General features: G+C 62.0%; 18 protein-coding genes and 1 pseudogene. 7 read left to right on the plus strand and 12 right to left on the minus strand.

Annotated features, from left to right (window positions below; genetic code table 11):
- The 8 genes and pseudogenes from VGO12_RS28225 to VGO12_RS28260 form a co-directional block, all read right to left on the minus strand.
- Window positions 1–384 (minus strand): annotated as a pseudogene (locus tag VGO12_RS28225) (electron transfer flavoprotein subunit beta/FixA family protein); the annotation flags it as partial.
- 9 nt (window positions 385–393) lie between these two features.
- On the minus strand, window positions 394–1,938 hold the full coding sequence (locus tag VGO12_RS28230; RefSeq protein ID WP_327516045.1) for an ABC transporter substrate-binding protein: 1,545 nt from the start codon (window positions 1,936–1,938) through the stop codon (window positions 394–396).
- 39 nt (window positions 1,939–1,977) lie between these two features.
- Window positions 1,978–2,979 carry an ABC transporter ATP-binding protein gene (locus VGO12_RS28235; protein ID WP_327516046.1) on the minus strand — a complete coding sequence of 334 codons (1,002 nt, stop codon included), beginning with the start codon at window positions 2,977–2,979 and terminating at the stop codon, window positions 1,978–1,980.
- On the minus strand, window positions 2,976–3,848 hold the full coding sequence (locus VGO12_RS28240; RefSeq protein ID WP_327516047.1) for an ABC transporter ATP-binding protein: 873 nt from the start codon (window positions 3,846–3,848) through the stop codon (window positions 2,976–2,978). The genes VGO12_RS28235 and VGO12_RS28240 overlap by 4 nt, the downstream gene beginning before the upstream one ends.
- Complete coding sequence (locus tag VGO12_RS28245; protein WP_327516048.1) at window positions 3,845–4,750, minus strand: ABC transporter permease; 906 nt, start codon at window positions 4,748–4,750, stop codon at window positions 3,845–3,847. The genes VGO12_RS28240 and VGO12_RS28245 overlap by 4 nt, the downstream gene beginning before the upstream one ends.
- The gene (locus VGO12_RS28250) at window positions 4,747–5,694 is read right to left on the minus strand and encodes an ABC transporter permease (protein ID WP_327516049.1); all 948 of its coding nucleotides are present in this window, start codon (window positions 5,692–5,694) and stop codon (window positions 4,747–4,749) included. Before VGO12_RS28250 ends, VGO12_RS28245 begins: the two co-directional genes overlap by 4 nt.
- 33 nt (window positions 5,695–5,727) lie before the next feature.
- On the minus strand, window positions 5,728–7,743 hold the full coding sequence (locus VGO12_RS28255) for a CocE/NonD family hydrolase (protein ID WP_327516050.1): 2,016 nt from the start codon (window positions 7,741–7,743) through the stop codon (window positions 5,728–5,730).
- Window positions 7,743–9,005 carry an MFS transporter gene (locus VGO12_RS28260; protein WP_327516051.1) on the minus strand — a complete coding sequence of 421 codons (1,263 nt, stop codon included), beginning with the start codon at window positions 9,003–9,005 and terminating at the stop codon, window positions 7,743–7,745. Before VGO12_RS28260 ends, VGO12_RS28255 begins: the two co-directional genes overlap by 1 nt.
- Before the next feature lie 560 nt (window positions 9,006–9,565).
- On the opposite strand from VGO12_RS28260, the gene VGO12_RS28265 reads away from it, so the two are divergent.
- Window positions 9,566–11,656 (plus strand): FAD-dependent oxidoreductase, encoded by a 2,091-nt coding sequence (locus tag VGO12_RS28265; RefSeq protein WP_327516052.1) that lies wholly within the window; start codon window positions 9,566–9,568, stop codon window positions 11,654–11,656.
- Between the two features lie 90 nt (window positions 11,657–11,746).
- Here the strand turns inward: VGO12_RS28265 and VGO12_RS28270 are convergent, their stop codons facing one another.
- The gene (locus tag VGO12_RS28270) at window positions 11,747–13,198 is read right to left on the minus strand and encodes a PLP-dependent aminotransferase family protein (protein ID WP_327516053.1); all 1,452 of its coding nucleotides are present in this window, start codon (window positions 13,196–13,198) and stop codon (window positions 11,747–11,749) included.
- A 220-nt stretch (window positions 13,199–13,418) separates the two neighbouring features.
- Between VGO12_RS28270 and VGO12_RS28275 the strand changes: the two genes are divergently transcribed.
- From VGO12_RS28275 to VGO12_RS28300, 6 genes are all read left to right on the plus strand, one after another.
- A complete protein-coding gene (locus VGO12_RS28275; protein ID WP_327516054.1) occupies window positions 13,419–15,002 on the plus strand; it encodes an ABC transporter substrate-binding protein in 1,584 nt (527 codons plus the stop codon).
- Window positions 15,003–15,063: 61 nt separating this feature from the next.
- Window positions 15,064–15,903 carry an alkaline phosphatase family protein gene (locus tag VGO12_RS28280; RefSeq protein ID WP_327516055.1) on the plus strand — a complete coding sequence of 280 codons (840 nt, stop codon included), beginning with the start codon at window positions 15,064–15,066 and terminating at the stop codon, window positions 15,901–15,903.
- Between the two features lie 633 nt (window positions 15,904–16,536).
- Window positions 16,537–16,905: a hypothetical protein gene (locus VGO12_RS28285; RefSeq protein WP_327516056.1), complete on the plus strand. Its 369-nt coding sequence runs from the start codon at window positions 16,537–16,539 to the stop codon at window positions 16,903–16,905.
- 90 nt (window positions 16,906–16,995) lie between these two features.
- Complete coding sequence (locus tag VGO12_RS28290) at window positions 16,996–17,976, plus strand: LysR family transcriptional regulator (RefSeq protein ID WP_327516076.1); 981 nt, start codon at window positions 16,996–16,998, stop codon at window positions 17,974–17,976.
- Between the two features lie 144 nt (window positions 17,977–18,120).
- Window positions 18,121–18,876 (plus strand): SDR family NAD(P)-dependent oxidoreductase, encoded by a 756-nt coding sequence (locus tag VGO12_RS28295; protein WP_327516057.1) that lies wholly within the window; start codon window positions 18,121–18,123, stop codon window positions 18,874–18,876.
- Between the two features lie 326 nt (window positions 18,877–19,202).
- Window positions 19,203–20,102: an NAD(P)-dependent oxidoreductase gene (locus VGO12_RS28300; RefSeq protein ID WP_327516058.1), complete on the plus strand. Its 900-nt coding sequence runs from the start codon at window positions 19,203–19,205 to the stop codon at window positions 20,100–20,102.
- A 280-nt stretch (window positions 20,103–20,382) separates the two neighbouring features.
- On the opposite strand, the gene VGO12_RS28305 is transcribed toward VGO12_RS28300, so the two are convergent.
- The 3 genes from VGO12_RS28305 to VGO12_RS28315 all read right to left on the minus strand — a co-directional run bounded on the left by VGO12_RS28305 (window position 20,383) and on the right by VGO12_RS28315 (window position 22,553).
- Window positions 20,383–20,853 carry a nuclear transport factor 2 family protein gene (locus VGO12_RS28305; RefSeq protein ID WP_327516059.1) on the minus strand — a complete coding sequence of 157 codons (471 nt, stop codon included), beginning with the start codon at window positions 20,851–20,853 and terminating at the stop codon, window positions 20,383–20,385.
- The gene (locus VGO12_RS28310; RefSeq protein ID WP_327516060.1) at window positions 20,853–21,479 is read right to left on the minus strand and encodes a pyridoxamine 5'-phosphate oxidase family protein; all 627 of its coding nucleotides are present in this window, start codon (window positions 21,477–21,479) and stop codon (window positions 20,853–20,855) included. The genes VGO12_RS28305 and VGO12_RS28310 overlap by 1 nt, the downstream gene beginning before the upstream one ends.
- Window positions 21,480–21,578: 99 nt before the next feature.
- Complete coding sequence (locus tag VGO12_RS28315; RefSeq protein ID WP_327516061.1) at window positions 21,579–22,553, minus strand: alpha/beta hydrolase; 975 nt, start codon at window positions 22,551–22,553, stop codon at window positions 21,579–21,581.
- Between the last annotated feature and the right edge of the window lie 188 nt (window positions 22,554–22,741).

Here is a 22,741-nt window from a genome sequence, read left to right on the forward strand (position 1 = left end):
GCCGGTCTGGTTCGAATCGTCGTCGATCGCCTGCTTGCCGACGATGATCAGCCCCGGCTGTTCGGCGTCGGCCACGCCCTTGACGATCTTGGCGACGGCGAGCGGCTCGACCTGGTCTTCGGTCTCGACCAGGATGGCGCGGTCGGCACCCATGGCAAGCGCCGTGCGCAGGGTCTCTTCGGCCTTGGCCGGACCAACGGAAACGACGACGACTTCGTCTGCCTTGCCGGCTTCCTTCAGCCTGAGCGCCTCTTCAACGGAGATCTCGTCGAAGGGGTTCATCGACATCTTCACGTTTGCAAGCTCGACGCCCGAACCGTCCGCCTTCACGCGGATCTTGACGTTGTAGTCAACCACCCGCTTCACCGTCACAAGTATTTTCATGGCTGCTCCTTACACCTTCTCGAACCGGGGAATGTCCATGTAGCCATCTGCCAGCAGGAACGGCTTGACGCCCTGCCGCGCGACGGCGGCGAAGGTCTCGTGTGTCAGGAAGACGAAACCGCCGGACTGTTCCATCAGGTCCTGCATCTTCCGGTACATCGTGTCGCGCGTGGCCGGATCGGGCTCGGCCATCGCCTGCAGGTAAAGCGCTTCGAACTCCGGGCTGTTGAACTGCGACCAGTTGAGCTGTCCGATCTGAGAAGGGCGGAACCAGGCGAGATTTTCCGCCGGATCGACGCCGCCTGCAAAGTTCATCAGCACCATTTCGATCCCATTGCTGCCATCCGGCGCCTTGTCGCCGAGCGTCCAGAAGACTGCGTCATCGAGCGCATTGATCTCGACGGTGACGCCGATGACGCCGAGCAGCGCCTGCACGATCTGGCAGGTGAGCAGGCTCGTCTTGTCGTTCAAGGCAGAAAGAGTGATGGAAAGGTCGGAGACCCCCGCCGCCTCCAGCAGCGCCTGCGCCTTCTCCATGTCGGGCGCGTAAAGGATCGCCTCGCGGTGACCGATCATACCGGGCGGAACGACGCCCGTCGCGGGCTCAGCCAGATCGGAATAGGAGCCGGCCATGATCTGGCTGACGTCGACCGCGTGCTGGATGGCCCGCCGCACCCGTTCGTCGGCGAATTTCGGATTTGCCAGGTTGAGGCTGAGCCAGATCATCCGGCTGCCGTTCATCTCGATCAGGTCGCTGTTGTCAGGAAGCGTCCGGCGGTAGGTCGCCAGCGTGTTGAGGCTGACCTTGGTGTAAGACAAGGCCTTCGCCTCGTAGGCGAGCGCACCTGCCTCGTCGTCGAGCACGATCTCGAACTTCACCGCAGAAAATGCCGGCTGCGGCCCCTTCCATAGGGGGTTGCGCTTCAAAAGCAGCGATTGCTTCGGAATCCAGGTCTCGATCAGATAAGGCCCGGCCGTCGCCGGCGGTTCCGTCGTGAATTTGCCGCCCACCTTATCGACGGCCTTCCGGCTGACGATGTGGCCCATGTAGTAGGGCAGCGTCGTCACCCAGAACGGCACGGACGGCGTCTTCAGCCGGATGATGCCGGTGCGTTCACCGGTGACCTCGACCTTGTCCATCGTATCGAAGGCATAGGCCCAGGGTGAGTTGTTGCCAGGTGCTGCGACGCGCTCGAAGGAGTACTTCACGTCCTCGGCGGTCACCGGACCAAAACTGCCGGACCATTCCAGCCAGTCATTGAGTTCGAATTCGATTTCGGTCGGCGACTTCTGCACGAGGCTTTTCGCCGCATAGGCCTCCCAGCCGGGCGTCGCCCTGACGTCGTTGAGACGATTGAGCGACGGGAAGATGCAGCGGCCGATCTCCTCTTCCAGCGACCCGTTCTGGAAGGCCGGATCGAGGATCTGGATATCGGAGCCGCCGCGCACGACAAGCGTGTCGCCTTCGGCCGCATAGGAAAGTTGCGGGCGGACCATCGCAGCGGCCGCGGCCGCGGCCGACGCCGCTAGAAAATGTCGTCTGTTCATGGACATCTGAATTCTCCTCCTCAGATGATGATGGGTCGGTCGATGTTAGGCATCGACCGGTTGAGGCCGCCTGGCCGCGTCTGCGATCGGAAAATGACAGCGCACGCGCTGGCCGTTCGCACCGGCAATTTCCTGGGGCGGCCGGGTACGACACAGGCTCTCGGCAAACCGGCAGCGCTCATGGAATTCGCAGCCCGACGGGCGGGCGAAGATGCTCGGCACCTCGCCGATGACAGGCGGTTCGCTGCGGCGGTGTTTCGGATCCGGAACCGGTTCGCTGTCGAGCAGGGCCTTGGTGTAGGGGTGCTGGGGGTTGCGGAAGATCTCTGCTGTCGGGCCGCTTTCCACCACCCGGCCGAGATACATGATCACGAGTTCGTCGGAGATATGCCGCGCGACGGCGAGGTTGTGGGTGATGATCAGGAAAGCCGTGTCGTGCTTTTCCCGGATGTCGAGAAACAGGTTCATCACGCCGCCCTGGACGGAAACGTCGAGACCGGCCGTCGGCTCGTCGGCAACGATCAGGCTCGGCACGACGGAAAGCGCCCGGGCAACCGCAGCACGGCGCGCTTGACCGCCGGAAAGTGCGTGCGGAAAGCGCGAAAGCAGCGAGGACGGTAGACCGGCAAGCTGCGCCAGCGAGGCGATGGCTTCGGCCGAGCTTTCGCCCGTGCCGGCGATGCGACGGGGTTCGGCGATGATGTCGCCGATGCGCTGCCGCGGATTGAAGGACGAGGCCGGATCCTGGAAGAGCAACGAGGTCTGCTCGCGGATCGGCCGGAAGCTCGCCTTCGAAAAGTCGGCAAGCGGCATACCCTTGAAGTGGATTTCGCCGGCCGTCGGTTGCGTCAGGCCGAGCAGCGCCATGCCGAGCGTGGTCTTGCCCGAGCCGCTTTCGCCGACGACACAGACGATCTTTCCGGGCCTGAGCGCCAGCGAAACGTCGACGACGATGTCGAGCTTGCGTCCTGCACCAAGAATGCGTCCCCGCGTGCCGATACTGACACCAAGGCCACGGGTCTCAAGAATGGGTGTCTGTTGCGTCATGCCATATTCCTCCCCTCGCGGGCGGTGCGTAGCGCCTCGTGGTCGATGACCGGCATGCGATGCAGGCCGGGGGCGATCAGCGCCGGTTCGCAGGCAAACAGCGCTTTGGTGTACGGATGGGTCGGCTGGGCGAAGATTGCCTCGACCGATCCCTGCTCGACCACGCGGCCGGCATACATGACCACCACCCGGTCGCAGATCTCGGCGATGACGCCGAGGTGGTGGGAGATCATCAGCACGGCGACACCGGCTTCGGTGCGCAGCTCCCGCATCAGATGCAGGATCTGCGCTTCCATCGTGACATCGAGGGCGGTCGTCGGTTCGTCGGCGATCAACAGCGACGGCCGCATCATCAGAGCCGCGGCGATCGCCACCCGCTGGAGCATTCCGCCCGACAGTTCGAACGGATAGTTCGACAGGCGCCCCACCGGATTGGAAAGACCCACCTGCTTGAAGACGGCAACGATCCGCTCGCGTTTTTCCTCCTTGGACAGGTTCGTCTCCCGCCAAAGAAGCTCGGTGAGTTGGTCGCCCAGCCGGTGCAACGGGCTGAAGGTGGTCATCGGGTTCTGGAAGACCATGGCGGCACCCGGACCGCGGACGGAGCGAAAGGCCGAGCCGCCGGCGCCAAGCAGGTTGGTGCCTGCAAGCGACAGTGACTTGCCGGTGACCGCAGCCGAGGGCGGCAGCAGGCCTAGGATCGAATGGGCAAGCGTCGACTTGCCGGAACCGCTTTCGCCGATGATGCCGACGATTTCGCCGGGCTGGATGGTGAGGTCGACGTTTGAAACGGCCGGCCGGCCGGCATAGGAGATCGACAGCTCTTCGATCTCAAGCACCGGCTGTGTCTTTTGCTGTGCCTTCCTCATGCCGTCTTCTCCTTCGCAAGCTTGGGATCGAGCGCGTCGCGCAAGGCCTCGCCGAAGAAAGTGAAACCGATCGTCGCGAGGATGATGGGCACGCTGCCGACCAGAACCGGAACGGGCGTGTTGCGGATCACGGCAAAACCGTCCGACAGGATGTTGCCCCAGCTCGGCACCTGCGGCTTGACGCCGAGGCCAAGAAAGGAGAGCCCGGCTTCGAGCGTGATCACCGTCGAGATGTCGAGACAGGCCAGGATCAGCAGCGGCCCGACCACGTTTGGCAAAAGATGGACGAAGAGGATGCGCAGGCTGGAGGCGTTCATCACCTGCTCGGCCCTGATGAAGTCGCGCGCCTTGAGGCTGAGGGTCTGGGCGCGCACGAGCCGGGCATAGGACGGCACGGAATAGGCGACGATGACGAGGATGACGGTCGAGACACCCGGCCCGAGAAGCACGACGATCGCGAGACCGAACATGATCATCGGCAGCGAGCTGAGGCTGTCGAAGATCAGCACGAGCAGTCCGTCCAGCCAGCGCGGGCCGTAACCGGCGATCAGGCCGAGCGGAATCGCGGCGGCAAGGGCTGCGGCAAGCGAAACGAGCGCCACGGTCATCGCCGTTCGTGTACCGAGAATGACGCGGGTGAAGAGATCGCGGCCGAGCTGGTCGGTGCCAAGCCAGTGGGCGACCGAAGGGCCGGCAAGGCGATTGGTGACGCTGATCGCCGTCGGCGAATAGGGCGCGATTAAGGGCGCAAGAATGGCGACGAGCGTGATCGATACGACGAGGACGAGCCCGATGGCGCCAAGCGGCGTCGAAAGGACCTGCCGCAGTGTGCGCGCGATCCGGAAGGTTCGCCTCTCGTTGAAGCCGGTGGCGACATGCATGGTGGAGATTGCCTCGCTCATTGAAGGGCCCTCTTCACGCGCGGATCGAGCACCGCCGCCAGGATATCGGCCAGGATCATGCAGGTGACGTAGAGGGCGGCGGTCACCATGACGGTGCCCATGACCACGGGGAAATTTCGCGTGATGACGGCGTCGTAAGTCATCTTGCCGAGGCCGGGCCGTGAAAAGACGATCTCGGCGAAGACGGACCCGGTCAGGAGGCCGCCGAAACCGATGGCGATGACCGAAAGAACCGACAACATCGACTGGCGCAGCGCATAGCGCAGGATCACCCGTCGCTGCGCCACGCCGAAGGATTGCAGCGTGCGCACATAGGGCTCGTTCATGGCCTCGATCATCGCGGCGCGCACGATGCGCGAGACGTAGCCCACCCAGCCGATACCGATGGCGAAGGACGGCAGGATCAGCGCCTTGAGATAGCCGAGCGGGTCGGTCATCTCGCCCGCTCCGATCGCCGGCAGCCAGTTGAGCGTAACGGCGAAGAGAAGCAGCGTGTAAAGCGAAACGACGAACGAAGGTACGGCAACGAAACCGATGGAGAAGAGGCCAATCATCCAGTCCGGCCAGCGGCCGCGATAAAGCACGGCAAGACAGCCGAGAGCGACGCCGAGTGCCACCGCCCAGGCGAAGCTCGCAAGCGCCAGCGTGACCGTGTGCGGCAGCACTTCGGCAATCATCGTCAGCACCGGCCTCCGGCTCCAGACGTCCACTCCGAGATCACCGACGGAGAGTCGACCGACAAAAAGGCCAAGCTGTTCGTAAAACGGGCGGTCGAGGCCCATCATCTGATGAAACGCCAGGCGCATTTCCGGCGTCGAGCGCGAACCAAGCGCGACGACGGCCGGATCGCCCGGAATCATGTGCATCAGGCTGAAGAGCATGAGCGCAACGACGAAGAGGATGACGACGCCAAGCCCTAAACGCCGCAATATGAAGAGTGTCATTGGGTTCCCCTCTTTGATTATGGATGACCGGAACTAGAGGTGATCCCGGTCGATGTGCTGTTCGCCTGCGCGTTCGAAGACGACCTCTCCCTGCTCCAGGGCAACAAGCTGCCATTGCAGGCGAAACTGGGTTGCAGTGGATGTCAGCGTGATCTTCGAGCGCGTTTCGACATTGGCCTCGCCGCTGGTGAAGGCCATGTCCCAGCCGGTCTCCAAAGCAGCCGAAAGCGGATCGCCGTCGGTCAGCTCCATGCGGTCGACAACGCAGGCGGCGGTGAGGATCGCGCGATCAGGCAGCCAGTAGCGGCCAAAGTCGCTGGTGAGTACGATCGCTTCACGGCCGGACCCCACCTCACGGTGAATTTCGCGACGGTGCTTCATCGGCGCGATTTCAGTGACCTCGAGCGGCGGCGCGATCTCGACCGGCGCGAAGGATGGCGCCACTTCGCCGGTGGCCGGCATCCGCACCGGCAGCAAGAGCCGCGACGATCCCGGAAGCAGCCGGATTGTCGGCTGCTGCGGCGACGGCCAGAGGATCGGCCAGAGCTGCGTCGTCAGCACCAGCCGCAAGCGATGCCCCGCTGGAAAACGGCGGCCGATATGACCGAGCGTGATGCGCGCGGTCAATTCCTCGCCCGGCCGTAGCGCTTCCGGCTCCGCGTGACCGTTGCGGTGGGTGAGGTTCAGGCATCCCCAGGTGACCAGCGTCGACGTCCCGTCCGGGGCGACATCGCAGATTTTTGCGACCAACTGAGCGTTCGCGACATCGCAGGTGCCGCGGAACTCGACGTCACAGGCTCCCAGAATGTCGAGGTCGGTGGTGAGCCGATCACTGTCGAAGACAAGGCCGAGGCCATCGTCCCGGCGCTGGTCGAGCGCCATATCGGGAGCATCGCCGCCGTAGCCGCCGAAGCGGCCGAAGTCGCGCATCGTCACCATCGGCGTCGAAAGAACGAATGCCTCACCGGCAACCGCCTCAGTTTCCAAGCCGTTGGCGTTCAGATGAAGGGTGCGGGTGTGGACGTTCGGCGACGGCCAGGACGGCTCGCCGACCCAGCGGCCCGGATGATCGGCGTAGAATGGGGCCGGCCGATGCGGATCCATGATCCAGGCGGTATAGACGGGCTCGTCCATGATGCCGGTGTCGATGCCGCAGAGCCATTGACGCCACCAGCGGATCGCCTCCTGCATGTAACCGATCGCCGGCCCGGGCTCCCCGAGGAACGGATAGGCGTGCGACCACGGACCGACGAGGCCCTTGCGCGGCCCCGACAGACCTTCCAGCAGCCGCGGCACGGCGTTGAAATAGGTGTCGTCCCAGCCGCTGATCGCGTAGACGGGGATGTCCACGCGGGAGAAGTCCTCGCTGATCGAGCCGCGCTGCCAATAGGCATCACGTCGCTGGTGCGCGAGCCAGATCTCCGACCAGCAGGTGGACGCCTCAAGGCGCTCCTTCCACATGTCCCGCCAGCGCGCGCCGACGATCTGCGGATCCGGCGGCAGGGCGCCAAGTCCGAGGATGAAGGACGACCACATGGCGTCTTCGGTCAAAAGGCAGCCGCCGGCATAGTGTACGTCATCGGCGTAGCGATCGTCCGAGCAGCAGAGCGCGATCACCGCCTTCAGTGCCGCCGGCCGCCTCGCGGCAACCTGCAGGGCGTTGAAGCCACCCCAGGAGATGCCGGTCATGCCGACAGCGCCGGTCGACCAGGGCTGGGCGGCGAGCCAGCCGATGACGTCCTCGGCGTCGTCGAATTCCTGCTCGGTGTATTCGTCGCTCAGAACGCCTTCGCTGTCGCCGGAGCCGCGAATGTCGACACGGCAGCAGGCAAAGCCGTGGCCGGCGACATAGGGATGCATCTTGACGTCGCGAAAAACGGTTCCGTCGCGACGGCGGTACGGAATGAGCTCGAGGATCGCGGGTACCGGCGAAGCCTCGGCATCTTCGGGCAGCCAGATCGTCGCGGCCAACCGGCAGCCGTCGCGCATCGGGATGAAGACAGGGTCGAGGCAGCGCACGGCGCGTGGAAAGGTGGTGACAACGGACATCAGCGTTTCTCGTCTCTCTTGGAGGTCTGACGGTCGTCGGCAGGCAGCCACTGGTAGACCTCCGGCGAGGTCTGCGGATAGGCGACGAAATCCTTGCGGCGCGTCACGCGGGCGCGGCTGAGGCGACGCCAGAGGGCAAAAAGGGCAAAGGCGACGGAAAGCGAGCCGGCGTACCAAAAGAACGCATCCGCGCCGAAGCGGTCAATGCCGGTCGCACCGATCAACGGACCGATGGTGCCGCCGAAAGCCCAGATCAGCAGGAGATTCGACGACAGCGGCACAAACTCTTCCGGCTGCGCCCGATCGTTGGCGTGCGCCACGCCGAGCGGATAGAAGATTTCCGAAATTCCGCCGAAAACCGAAAAGAGGACCAGCAGCATCCAGAGGGGTGTTGCGACCGTGATCGTGAAGAACAGGGCGCACACGGCGACGAGAACGACGGCGAGCGTCAGCATCATGTTGGTGCGATCGAGCTTGTCGGAGAGCGCGCCCAAGGGAAACTGCAGGAAGAGGGCGCCGAGCACGACGGCGGACATCAAAAGCGCGATGCGATCCTGCGTAAAGCCGAGATCGAGCACGTAGAGCGAACCGATGTTGGCGAATGTCGACGAAATGAGCCCCGTCAGCAGACAAGCAAACGCCCCGAGCGGAGAGGTTCGAAACGCCCGCAGGATATGGATGCCGACCGGCGCGTGCAGCTGCGGCTCTCCCACCCAGATCGCGGTGACGGGCACCAGCGCCAGCGCGTAGAAGGCTGCCGAGAACATCAGCATGTCGTTGCCCGAGGGATCGATATCGCGCGCCAGCAACTGGCCGAGCCCGTAGAACAGGCCGATGACCAGGACATAAAGCGTCAGTGCCCGGCCGCGCCCGCTGTTCGGGACCATCGCGTTCAGCCAGCTTTCGATGATAACCGTCTGGCCGGCATTGACGAAGCCCATCACCGCCATCAGTGCCATGAGGACGGCGATGCCCGGGTTGAAGGCGATGGAGAGCAGGAGCACGGCAGCAAGCGCCGAAAAAGCCGCGTAGGCGCGCACTTCTCCGACGGAGCGGATGAGACGGGTCGAGCCGATGCAGCCAACGAGAAAGCCGGCACTTTCCGCCATGACGGCAAGACCGACGACACTCGCGCCGTCGCCGGCAGAGACCAGCCGCAGCGGCAACAGGGTGTGAAACAGTCCCGATCCGGCCGCATGCAGCGCCCCGCCTGCAAGCGGCGACGCAATCGACCAAACGGGCAGGCTTTGCACCTGGCTCATGACATAGCTCCTTCCCTGCGGGAGGTTGAAATCTCCAGCAGCGACCATCAAAGGCAAATTTCGAATGTGAAGACCCACAGCCGCAGGTGGAATTCACCGCGACATGTTCGGGCCCCATCCGTTCGGCTCAACCGGCCCAAACGGTATTTTTGTATGTCCTCAAGTTACGCACAAAGCGAAAATCGGCGCAAGAGAAATTATACGACCTTATAACTATTCAATTATAGTATTGATATAATTACATAATATTGGATTTTAATCCCATTCTTCAGGCCGCATCTTGCCATGCGAATGCTCCGGAAAGAGACGGCGAACCGATCGTATAACGCACTGTTTTATAACGATTTATCTCGCGCATTCTCTCCTTCTTCGCGACCGGCCCGGACACAGGATCGCGGGATCATGAGGAAACGAAATGACCTCAAAACAATTTGCCATGGCTAAAATTATACGTTTGTATAACAATGATCTTGCATGCTCACCGCGGCTGGTTATCCTGATGCCTTCACAGCCTGACGGCGCAGGCCTCCGCAAATCTTTTTCTATTTATGGTAGCAATAATGTCCCGAGATCCCCGCTTCGATATTCTCTTCGAACCCGTCAAGATCGGCCCGGTCACGGCGCGCAACCGCTTCTACCAGGTGCCGCACTGTTCCGGCATGGGTTACCGTTATCCGAACGCCGAGGCGCACCTGCGCGGGATGAAGGCAGAGGGCGGCTGGGCTGTCGTCTCAACCCAGGAGGCGGAGATCCATCCGACCTCGGACCTGACGCCGGCCAACGAGGCGCGTCTTTGGGATGAAGGCGATCTTCCGGCACTCTCAGCCGTCACCGACCGCATTCACCACCATGGCAGTCTCGCTGCCATCCAGCTCGTTCACAACGGCCTGCATGTCGCCAACCGCTTCACCCGGATGATCCCGCTTGCCCCGTCGCATGCCGTCAGCGACAGCCTCGATCCGGTTCAGGCCCGCGCCATGGACAAGACAGATATCGCCGACATGCGCCGCTGGTATCGCAACGCCGCCCTGCGCGCCAAGAAGGCCGGATTCGACATCGTCTACCTCTATGCCGGACACGACATGAGCGTGCTGCAGCACTTTCTCTCGCGCCGCCACAACGACCGCAGCGACGAGTATGGCGGCTCCTTCGAGAACCGGCTGCGACTGTTTCGCGAAATCCTGGACGATACCCGAGACGCGATCGGCGACACCTGTGCGCTTGCCGTGCGGCTCGCCGTCGACGAACTGATGGGCCCGTCCGGCATCACCAGCGAAGGAGAAGGCAAGGACATCATAGCGGCTCTCGCCGAGCTTCCGGACCTCTGGGACGTCAACCTCTCCGACTGGTCCAACGACAGCCAGACGGCCCGCTTCTCCGAGGAAGGCTATCAGGAACCCTATATCCGCTTCGTCAAATCCGTCACCACCAAGCCGGTGGTCGGCGTCGGGCGCTACACGTCGCCCGACAGCATGGTGCGTGTGGTCCGCCAGGGCATCCTCGACTTCATCGGTGCGGCACGCCCTTCGATCGCCGATCCCTACCTGCCGAAGAAGATCGAGGAAGGCCGCATCGACGACATCCGCGAATGCATCGGCTGCAACATCTGCGCGTCGGGCGACAACACCAACGTGCCAATGCGCTGCACGCAGAACCCGACCATCGGCGAGGAATGGCGCAAGGGCTGGCACCCGGAGATCATCACGTCGCTGCCGTCGCCCGAGCCGGCGCTGATCATCGGCGGTGGTCCGGCGGGTCTTGAAGCGGCGCGCGCGCTTGCGCAGCGGGGCGCCGATGTGGTGCTGGCGGAAGGCAGCGGCGAATGGGGCGGACGGGTTGCGCGCGAATGCCGCCTGCCGGGACTTGCGACGTGGGGCCGCGTTCGCGACTGGCGTGTTGGGCAACTGAGCACGCAGGTCAATGCCGAGCTCTACCTGCACAGTCCGCTCAGCGCCGACGACGCCCTGCAATACGGCATTCCCCACGTTGCGATCGCAACCGGAGCGACGTGGCGATCGGACGGCGTCGGCCGCACCCACCGGCAACCCCTAGCGTTCCTGACGGAAGGGGCTCTCGTTTCCCCCGACGCGCTTCTTGCCGACGGCGCCTCGGCCGTTGCCGGCGGCGGCCCCGTCGTGGTCTTCGATGACGACAGCTTCTATCTGGGCAGCGTGCTTGCCGAACTGCTCGCCAAGGCTGGACGGGAGGTGATCTTTGTGACGCCCGAACCGCAGGTCTCGCCCTGGAGCAAGAACACGCTGGAACAGGGTCGCGTGCAGCGGCGCCTGATCGATCTCGGGGTCGAAATCATCCCGGCCATGGGCCTCTCGGGCCGCACGAAGGACCAGCTCGAACTCGCCTGCGTCTATGGCGGAAAATCCCGGCGGATCGACTGTGGCACGCTCGTGCCCGTCACCGCCAGGCTGCCTGACGAGACCTTGTGGCGTGACCTGAAGGCACGCGAAGCGGAGTGGGCCGACGCCGGGATCAAGAGCGTTGTGCGGCTGGGCGACTGTCTGGCACCTGGCCTGATTGCCGCCGCCGTCTACGCGGGCCACCAATATGCCCGCACCTACCAGGAACCGATCGACAGGGACCGGGTGCCGTTCCTGCGCGAAGACATAGCAAGGCTTCAAGAGGCCAGAGGTTAAGTCGCGACACCCCAGCCTGCTCCGCCCTTGGAGCGGGCTTCGGTCGGCGTACATCCAACGCACGCTCCGAGGCCGTGTCGCGACAAGCCGTCATGTCGGCAGCAGGCAGCGTCTCAGCAGTTTCGCGCCGAGTTCAATTTCCGCTTCCGTCGATGCAGCAAAGCCGACGAGCAGCGCCTTTCGTGGCGACCTCCGGTTGGCATGATAATAGGACAGTTGCTCAACACCGAGATTCGCATGGCGACAGCGGGTGAGCGCCGCGTCTTCGTCAACAGTCTGATCCCTGTAGTAACAGAGGTTGTAGAACCCCGACGCGAACTCGGGCGGCTCGAAAATGTCGGCAAAGTCGGACCGCAGGATCTGCAGGAGGCGGTCCTGGCGCCTGGCGTAGATTCGGCGCATCCGGTGAAGATGGCGCACGTAGTGGCCGTCTTCGATCAGGCGGCCGACGACCTGTTCGGTGAACTGCGGCAATGCCCTGTAGCGAACCTGGATCAGCCGACGGCATTTTTCCGCAAGCGCCCGCGGCATGATCATGTAGCCGACGCGCAGAGACTGCAGCAGCGTCATGCTGAAGGCACCGACATAGATGACCTGCCCGGCCTGATCGAGCGCTTTCAGCGGCGGAATAGGACCTCCCCGATAGCGAAACTCGCTGCCCAGATCGTCCTCGATGATCAGGGTCCCGCGGTCGGCCGCCCAATGCAGCACTTCCAGCTTTCGCTTCATCGGCATCGCAACCGTCATCGGCTGTTGCTTTGCGGCGGTGACGAAGGCGAGCTTGACGTCGCGGCTGGCGACCGTATGCGGATCAGGCCCCGACGCATCGACATGCATGGGCTCGATCTTGCAGCCAGACGACAGGAATATCGAGCGGATTGCCGCCATCCCGGGTTCCTCGAAGGCCACGGTGTCGCCGGGATCGAGCAGCAATTCGGCGAGGAGCGTGACGGCATGGTGCGCCCCGAGCGTGGTGACCACCTCCTCCGGCTCGCAGCGGATGCCGCGGCTGACGGCGATGTGCCTGGCGATCTGCTCTTCGAGAAGGGAGGGACGCAGGATCTCGCGATAATTGACGATGCGGAAGTCGCCTTCAGCGTAAACCTCCTTCGTCAACTGCGACCAGATCTGCACCGGAAACAGCCGATGATCAGGCGTCGCCATGTGCAGAAGCTGCGACCCGTCGTTGAGGGTTAGGGAGGTGCGCCATGTGAGCGCCTGCCCGCGCTTCGAAAGCAGCTTTTCGAACCGATCCGGGACGCCAGCATCGCTTTCGCCAGCTTCGCCGGGCTTGCCAGCTTGGCGCCGGGGAACCGTTTCCACATAGGTACCGCTGCCGTGCGCGGATTTCAGATAGCCTTCCGCAATAAGCTGGTCGAGCGCGGTCACCACCGTGAAACGGGAAATGCCGAGGCTTTCCGAGAGGACGCGCGACGATGGAATGCGCATGCCGCCTGGAAGCGCGCCCGACAGGATCATTTCGCGCACCCCCTCATAGAGCTGCTGGTAGAGGGGCCGCGCGCCTTCGGCGTCGAGTATCAATCCATCCAGGTTGGAACCGTCGATCGTGCGGGCGATGTTGCGCCTCCATGCGCTGTGTCCAGATGCGGTTTGTCTCCGCCACACCAAGTGGACTGGTCATTTTTAAGATTTCTGGCCATGTATACAGCACTCTTGGCGATTAATATCCACCCGGATCAAGCAAAGGCGCCGCCAATCGAAGCGCGCGCCGGACCAATTCGGCTGTATCGGGGGACGATCGATGGATGAACTCAAGTATCTCTCCGGCCTCGTTGCCATGGGCCGGATGTCGCGCCGTGCCTTTCTCGGGCGCAGTGCCGCGTTCGGCGTCGGCGTCGCTGCGGCCGGATCCCTGCTCTCGACAGCCGTAAGAGCAGAAGGGCCGGTGCGCGGCGGAACGATCAAGATCGGCATGCAGGGCGGCGCGTCGACCGACAGCCTCGACCCCGGCCTTGCGACCAATCAGGTCGCGGCGATGATCAATCATCTGTGGGGCGAGACCCTCGTCTGGCTCGCGCCCGACGGTTCGCCAATTCCGGTTCTTGCCGAAGAATGGAGCGCCTCGCCGGACGCCAAGACCTGGACCTTCAAGATTCGCAAGGGCGTGCGGTTCCACAACGACAAGACGCTGACGCCCGACGACGTGGTTGCGACCATCGAGCGCCATTCGGATGAAAGCGCAAAGTCAGGCGCGCTCGGTATCCTCAAGGGCATCGAGACAATCAAGGCGGACGGAGACACGGTCGTCTTCACGCTCACGGAAGCCAACGCCGACATGCCGTTCCTGATGATCGACTATCATCTGGTGATCCAGCCCAATGGCGGCAACGACAATCCCGAGGCGGCCATCGGCACCGGCCCTTACAAGCTGGCCGACCGGGAGCCGGGCGTGCGCTACAACGCTGCCCGTTTTGAGGGCTATTGGGCCAGCGAAACCGTCGGCTTTGCCGAGCAGGTGGAGGTTGTCGTCATCAATGACGCGACGGCGCGCATCGCCGCCCTGCAGAGCGGCCGGGTGCATATGATCAACAGGATCGAGCCGAAAACCGTTGCGCTGCTCAAGAACATGCCGCGGGTAAAGATCCGCAACGTGTCCGGCCGCGGCTTTTACCCCTTCAACATGTTTTGCGACACCGCCCCGTTCAACAACAGGGATCTGCGCCTTGCGCTGAAATACGCGATGGACCGCGAGACGATGATTGCGCGTATCCTGCACGGCTACGGCTCGCTCGGCAACGATACACCGATCAACAAGGCCTATCCGCTTTACGAGGAAATCGAGCAGCGGACCTACGACCCCGACAAGGCCGCCTTCCACTTCAAGAAGTCCGGTCACGACGGCGGCATCGCGCTGCGCACGTCGGAAGTGGCGTTTCCAGGCGCCGTCGATGCGGCGGTCCTTTATCAGGAAAGCGCAAGGAAGGCCGGCATCGATATCGAAGTGAAGCGCGAGCCCGGCGACGGCTACTGGTCGAATGTCTGGAATGTCCAGCCCTTCGCAACGTCCTACTGGGGCGGGCGGCCGACGCAGGACCAGATGTACTCCACCGGCTACATCTCGTCGGCGGACTGGAACGACACGCGGTTCAGGAACGAGGCTTTCGACAAGTTGGTCGTCGCCGCACGCGCGGAACTCGATGAGGCGAAACGGCGGGCAATGTATCGCGACATGTCGGAAATGATGCGCGACGAAGGCGGCCTGATCGCGCCGATGTTTAACGACTTCATCGACGGTGTCGGCGACCGGATCGAGGGCTGGGTGGACAACCCTGCCGGCGAGCTGATGAACGGCGACGCGCCGCTACGCTGCTGGCTCACGGCCTGATCGAAAGCCCGGACCACGCGCCGCGCCAAGCCAAGGATCAAGGCACGCCAAGGATACAGAAATGCCGCTTCGCAACAAACTGCTGCTGGTCATCCTGGATGGCCAGCCCTGGCGCAATGCGCGCCGGCTCATGGGAAATCTGGAAGGCTGGGTCGAAGCCGGCGAGGCGCGCGTATGGAAAATGCGCTCGGTGCTGCCATCAACCTCCGCCGCCTGCTACGCTTCGATCCACACTGGCGTGCCGCCACAGGTCCATGGCGTTCTCTCGAACGAGACGCTGTTTCGCGTCCAGCAGCCCGACATTTTCTCGGAGGTGGCCAGGGCTGGCGGCAAGACGGGCGCCGTCACCCATTCCTTCTGGTCGATTTTCTTTCAGCGCGCGCCTTTCGACATGGTGCGAGACATCGAATATGACGATGCGGAAGGGCCCATCCATCATGGCCGCTTCCACACGATGGCGGGCTACAATCACCAGAACCAGATGACACCCAGCGATCTCGACCTCTTCGCGACGCTGACCATGCTGACCGAGCGCCATGCGATCGACTACGGCATTCTGCACACCTGCACGCTCGACAGTATGGGGCACCGCTTCGGCCACGATTGCTCGCAGATGGACCAGGCCTGCTTCACAATCGACGCCCAACTTGCGGCCTTCCTGCCGCGCTGGCGCAAAAGCGGCTACGAGGTGATCGTCACGGCCGACCACGGCCAGACCGACCGCGGACATCACGGCGGAGCGCATGAGGAAATGCAGGACTTCGCATTCTATTGGTTCGGAGGTGGCGACGGCCCTTCGGCCGACACGCTCCTGAACCAGCTGCAACTTGCACCGACCGTGCTGTCGCGTCTCGGCGTGCAGCAACCGGAGACGATGAAATTCAGGCCGCTTCTAACTTAGCTCGCTCGTTCTCCGAACGACACAGCCATTGCGCACGCCTTCAAAACACTACCTCCCCGGACGAAAACCCTTCTCTGCCAAAATCTGGTGCGCTCGCGCCGACATCAAAAAATCGCGCGGGATGCGAGCCTCTGGGGAGAGCCGAGCCTTGCCTGGTTTGCCGTTCTCGCTTTGATGGCCATGGCGCTTTTCCTGCGGATCGGCAGCAAGCAGCGGGCGATCAGCGCCGCGTTTATGGGCGCAGAAACGCACTTCGTCACCCGCGATCTCACAAAGCTCCCGAATGTACAGTGTTGGTTCACGCCTGTACGTGATTAGATATGCGTTGGCGTCTGACGCCGTCGCCGGCGGCTATATGTGGATCTACGGCAGACGCCGGCCGCGCGGTTCACGCTGAAACGCAAGCGGCCGGGTTTTTATGCATGGGCGTACCGGATTCAGGAAAACAGACCTTCCCTCCCCTCAGCTATACCCTTAGCGTACATGAGTAGTTTCTGTTGGACTGCCATCCTCCCCGCGCCCAGTAAGCCATATGGGCGCGACACTCGCCCCGCCCGCCGGCGGGGCTTTTCTTTCCGGCGCGAGAGATCCCGTGACCAGCGCCCCGCATCAGAGATCTGCCAGAGGTACCGCATGGAAGCTGAAGGAATGTCGCCGAGATACCTTACTCTTGGACCGAACGGCGCAATTGCGGAGATTGAATTGAACCGGGAACTCGCTACGCTGCTCTCGCGGCTACCGGATGATCCTGCGCTCTATTTCGACCTTGGCGAACCACACGTCATGATTCCGATCGAGCACCTCGTCAACGCGCGTGCGCGCGAACGCGGCATCATCAATGCCAACCGCCATATGCTTGTGGCGGCAAACGGCAAGGCGAAACGAAAACCGCTCTCGGTTCGCCCCCTGGAAAACGGGCTGTGGCTCGTGGTGGATGGCAATTCAACTTTGCTCAACGCGCGTCATTCGAAGTGGCGGGTGATACCTTGCTGCGTCGGATGACCAGGCACGTGTGAATGGTCCACAGTTGTCTATATTGGTCTCGTCGACGTCTTGAGCGTCGTGGTCAACACAAAGTCAAGCAGGCTCCCGTTGGATCAACTCCTTGCCATACGCACATTCGTCCGCGTTGCCGAAGCGGGATCTTTCGCCAAGGCGGCAGATTCGATGAACCTGCCGCGGTCCTCTGTCAGCAAGATGGTGCAGGATCTCGAGGCTCATCTCGGCACCAAGCTGGTCGAGCGGACGACGCGATCGGTAGCGATGACCAAGGAAGGCATTGCCTATCACGAACGAGCGTTGCGGTTGCTCGCCGATCTCGACGACATGGATGGAACGGTTAAAGGCTCGCGCAGCACGCCAAAGGGCCGGCTGCGCGTCGATATCGGCTCCGTTCTTGCCAACAGAATTCTCATTCCGGCACTCGATGATTTTCGGCGCGGATACCCCGACATCGAACTGCTTCTCGGTGTCAGCGATCGTGCGACCGACTTGATCGGCGAAGGTATAGACTGCGTGATCCGCGGCGGGGCGCTGGCAGACTCGTCGCTCAAGGCACGACGCCTGTGCGAACTCGATTACGTCGTCTGCGCTGCGCCTTCCTATCTGGACGGACGAGAGGCGCCGCGGCATCCGGACGACGTCGCCGGTCATCAGGTCGTCAGCTACTTCTCGGCCACGTCCGGCAAACGTTTTCCGCTCCGGTTCGCTCGCGGTGCTGAGCGACTGGAGATCAGCCCATCCGGCGGCATCGCGGTGAACGAGAGTACGGCACACCTGACAGCGCTCTTGTCCGGGCTGGGGATCGGGCAGAGTTTCGGCTTCTTGGCCAGACAGCACTTCGGCGATGGGACGCTCGTTGAGATGCTGCCGGATTGGAAGCCGGAAAATCACGTTCTGCATCTTGTCTACCCGCCGGACCGGTTCGAGAACCCAAGACTGCGGGCGTTCACGGAATGGGCGGTACAGCTCTTCGCAGCCTTTGACGCGCGCCGACAGGACGACAGCGGCGTTCCATCATCCATCCTGATGGATAATGTCTCCATCCCGGGCAACTTCTCCCCCGGCCGCTGACGGGCTAACTTTTTCCCATCAGACGGCGACGAGGCGGTCTACCAAAAGCCAACTGCCGCCTACACCGAACAGCTTTCGACATGATCGCAGCCCAAGCGCGCAAGGGCTGAGCCCTTGTGCGCGCCCAAAAAACAGGAGACTGCCATGAGCAACAGACTTTCAAACAAAATCGCAATCGTGACCGGAGCCACCAGCGGTATCGGCCTTGCAACTGCAAAGCTATTCGCCGCCGAAGGTGCCAGAGTCTATGTCACCGGCCGTCGCAAGGATGTGCTCGACGAGGCCGTCGCCGAAATCGGCCACGGAGTTATTGGCGTCCAGGCAGACTCCAGCAAAAACGATGACCTCGACAGGCTCTTCGCCCAGGTGAAGGACGAGCAGGGTCGTCTCGACGTGCTCTTCGTCAACGCCGGCGGCGGCACGATGCTGCCACTCGGCCAAATCACGGAAGAACAGGTCGACGACACGTTCGGCCGTAACGTGAAAGCTGTGATCTTCACCGTTCAGAAGGCGCTGCCGCTGCTTGGTAAGGGCGCATCCGTGGTGCTGACCGGCTCGACCGCCGGCACCGAAGGCACTGCCGCCTTTTCCGTCTACTCGGCCTCGAAGGCTGCGGTGCGCAACCTTGCCCGCTCCTGGGCGCTGGATCTGAAGGAGACAGGCATTCGCGTCAATGTCATCTCGCCCGGAGCCACCCGGACGCCCGGCCTGGTCGAACTGGCGGGCGACGACAAGGCTCAACAGCAAGGCCTCCTCGACTACCTCGCATCGCGCATTCCACTTGGCCGCGTCGGCGAGCCGGAAGAAATCGCCAAGGCCGCGCTGTTCCTCGCTTCTGACGATGCAAGCTTCGTCAATGGCGCTGAACTTTTCGCCGATGGCGGGCAGGCTCAGGTCTGAAAGCGCCGTTAGACGCAATAGCACGACGCGTTCCCTCCCACGCAATTTGGTTGGCTCATGCGAACTGCGTCGCGCTTTGCGTCACATCGCGCATTGGTGGTAAGCTCCGCTTTAGGAGTTCCGCCTCACGGCGGAACTCTCTTTCCATTGAAACAGCGGACCCGACAATGCCAGCAGCATTCGGACCCGCGTTGCGCCGGCATGACCGGTGTCCTTGAGGCAACTTTGCCTTCGGCGACATAGGGTTCTGCTGGAGGAGAAGGACGAAACTCGTCACCCAACCGCTCGCACCGTGATCGGTTGCCTACAAGGCGAAAGGACATGCAATGCGCTATGGTTTCGTCGGGCTCGGAAACCTCGGCGGACATCTGGCGGCCAGCCTCCGGCGCTCGGGCTTCGAGGTCGTCGTCCACGACAGGGATCCCACAACAGCCGAAAGGCTGATCCAGGCAGGCGCGACATGGTCCGATTCCGCCGGCGCGCTTTCTCGGCAATGTGACGCCGTCCTGACATGTCTACCATCCCCGCAGGTTTCGCAGGCGGTTCTCGGCCAGATCCTTGAGACAGCGCGCCCAGGGCTGACCTGGATCGAGATGTCCACGGTCGGCAGCGAGGAGATTCTTCGGCTCGCTTCGCACGCTGCAGCGAAGGGCGTCGCTACCATGGAGCTGCCCGTCACCGGCGGTGTCCATCTTGCCGCGCAAGGCAAGATCACCATGCTCGCCGGCGGCGAAAAGGATCTCTTCAACCAACATCTTCCCGCTCTGCAGGCGATGGGAGAAAAGATCTTCTATATGGGCCCACTCGGCAATGCGGCGATAATCAAAGTCATAACCAACATGCTGGCATTCATCCACCTCGTCGCCGACGGCGAGGCGCTTATGCTCGCCAAACGCGGTGGGCTCGATCTGGCGCAGGCCTGGCAAGCGATCAAGGCAAGTTCCGGCAACAGCTTCGTTCACGAGACAGAAGGCCAGCTCATTCTCAACGGCAGCTACGACATCGGCTTTACTATGGACCTTGCTTTGAAGGATCTCGGATTTGCCATGAACCTCGGCCGCACTTTCGACGTTCCGTTGGAACTCGCCAATCTTACCAATGAAATATTTATCAAGGGAAAGGAAGCCTATGGGGCTGCTGCCCCGTCGACGCAGATCGTCAAGCTGCTGGAAGACGCGGTCGGAGAGGACTTGCGGGCTGAGGGATTTCCGCCAAGGCTGGGGTGACAAACGACGAAGCATACTGTTTGCCGAGCACCTTTTTTGCTCGTAGCGGCAAGCCACTCGAATAACTGCAACGGCAGCTAGGCAAGGAAATGCACGATCGCAGCGGCGAATTCGGAGGCACGCGTATTTCAAGATGCCCTTTGTCGAGAAAACGAATCTCGGCATTCGGCAGATTCCGTCTGCAGGACGCTCCTCCGGCAGGAAGAAAGAATGAACACCTGTGGCCCCAGATAGCAATATTCATGCGGCCATAGGTTAAAGGCCTGATTTTATCCGCCCTTCAGAAGCCAAAATCGCTAAGGCCGGGATGTTCATCCGGTCGGCGCCCAAGCGGCCAGTGGAAGCATCGATCCGCAGCAAGAATCGGCAAATCGTTGATGCTGGCGAACCGTTTCTGCATGAGGCCATCCGCCCCAAACTCCCAATTCTCGTTCCCGTACGAGCGAAACCAGTTGCTGCTATCGTCGTGCCATTCATAGGCAAAGCGAACCGCGATGCGATTACCGGTAAAGGACCAAAGCTCCTTGATCAGTCGATACTCGAGCTCGCGTTGCCATTTCCGGGTCAGGAAGCCAACGATCGCTTTGCGGCCGCTTACAAATTCCGAGCGGTTGCGCCACTGGCTTTCCTCGCTATAGGCCAGTGCTACCTTTTCGGGGTTCCGACTATTCCAGCCATCCTCGGCAAGCCGAACCTTTTCTGTCGCGGAAGCCGCTGAAAACGGAGGCAAGGGCGGTCTTGTGGCGTCCATTATTTCGCTCCCAAGGACGAGAGCCGGGCACGCAGCTCTGTATTTTCCGATTCCAGTTGAGCCAATCGCTCGCGCAACGGGGTCACAGCTTTCTCCACCTCACGTTCGGTGTAGCGGGGAGTGATATGTTGAGGGCAATTCCAGTCGAAGGCTTGCAGCCGCAGGAGCAAAATCCGTTCGGCCTTCGCCCGGTAACCCGCATCGAAAACAAGGTCTGTCAGCGCCGGATCGGCATCGAGCGCCAGCTTCTCGACATGCATATAGATCTTTAATCGAGCGCGCCGCGGATAGTCGACCAGAAAGAGACACGCCCGGTCGTTTGCTACAAAATTACCGGTGCTGATGTATTGGCGGTTGCCTCTGTAATCGGCGAAAGCCAGCGTCTTGTTGTCAACCGCCTTCAGGAAACCCGGCGGCCCGCCGCGATGCTGGACATAGGGCCAGCCGGTCTCCGACACAGAGGCGATATAGAAACTGTCGCGCGCCGCAATGAAACCAAGCTCGCTTTCAGTGAAACGATCGGACTCGCGATTTTGATCACCCAACCAGATCTGATCAGCACCCATTTCAGCCTGGGCCAGCCGCACATTCGGAGTGATCGCAACTTCCAAAAAATGATACGGCATGGGTGATCTCCAAACTCTGCAATTCAGGACCCGCTCTTCAGCTGTGCGACCTCGGCTTGGAGGAGCCTCGGTCACACCGCCGGCGGCCGTGCATGATGATCAGTTCTTTGCGACATTGCGATCAAGAAAATCGTTGATGAGCGGAGCCGCGACATCCAGCTTTTCCTCAAGCAGGAAATGACCCGAGTTCAAGATATGAATCTCGGCATCCGGAAGATCCTTGAGATAAGGATGAGCGCCGGCCTCGGGAAAGATATAGTCGTTCTTGCCCCAGACGATCAGCGTAGGTGGTTTGCGCTCACGGAAAAAGCTCTGGAAGTCAGGATAAAGCGGCAGGTTGGTGCGATAGTCATACAGCATATCAAGCTGGATGTCCTTGTTCCCCGCCCGGTCAAGCAGAGCCTGGTCGTGAACCCAGTTGTCCGGGCTGATGCGCGACACGTCTTCCATGCCGTCGGTGTACTGGAACTTGGTGGTTTCGAGCGTAAGCAGGCCAGAGAGCGCCTCGCGGCTCTTTGCCGATCCATCGGACCAGTAGGTCTTGATCGGATCCCAGAATTCCTTCAGCCCTTCTTCATACGCGTTACCGTTCTGGATGATCAGGCCGCTAACGCGTTCCGGATGTTTCAACGCCAGCCGGTAGCCGACCGGCGCGCCGTAATCCATCACGTACATGGCGTAGCTCTTGACGGCGAGATGGGCCATCAGCTTGTCGACGATGTCGGCGGCTGCAGCAAACGTATAGGAATACGTGCTGCGATCGGGAGATGCACTTTGTCCGTAACCCGGATAGTCCGGCGCGATGACATGGTAGCGGTCCGCAAGGAGCGGGATCAGATCCCGGAACATGTGGGAGGACGTCGGAAAACCGTGGAGCAGCAGCACGACCGGAGCATCAGCCGGACCGGCTTCCCGGTAGAAGATATCGAGGCCTTCGATCTTCGCGCTCCGATAGTAGACGGGAACCGGAGCCTTTTGGACCTCTGTCGTGGCCTGTGCAGGAAACGCGGATACCGCGGTCGCGGCTGTCATGCTGGCGGTCGCCAGCATCAGGCACATAATCAAGCTACGCATGATGGTCTCCCCCTAAGTCAAGATGGAACGAAAGTTGGTTTTGAATGCGGGCAGCCTTGGCCGTTCAGGGCCGGCAAGCGCCGCGTAACAGACAACGTCGCCGGAGGCTGTTGCCTCAGGTCGGGAAATGGCAGTGGTGTGGAATTCGATGCACGTAGATGTTCGGTGTGAATGCGCCGGCGGTCTCG

This window comes from Ensifer sp., from assembly GCF_035999135.1.
In the GTDB taxonomy this organism is placed as follows: domain Bacteria; phylum Pseudomonadota; class Alphaproteobacteria; order Rhizobiales; family Rhizobiaceae; genus Ensifer.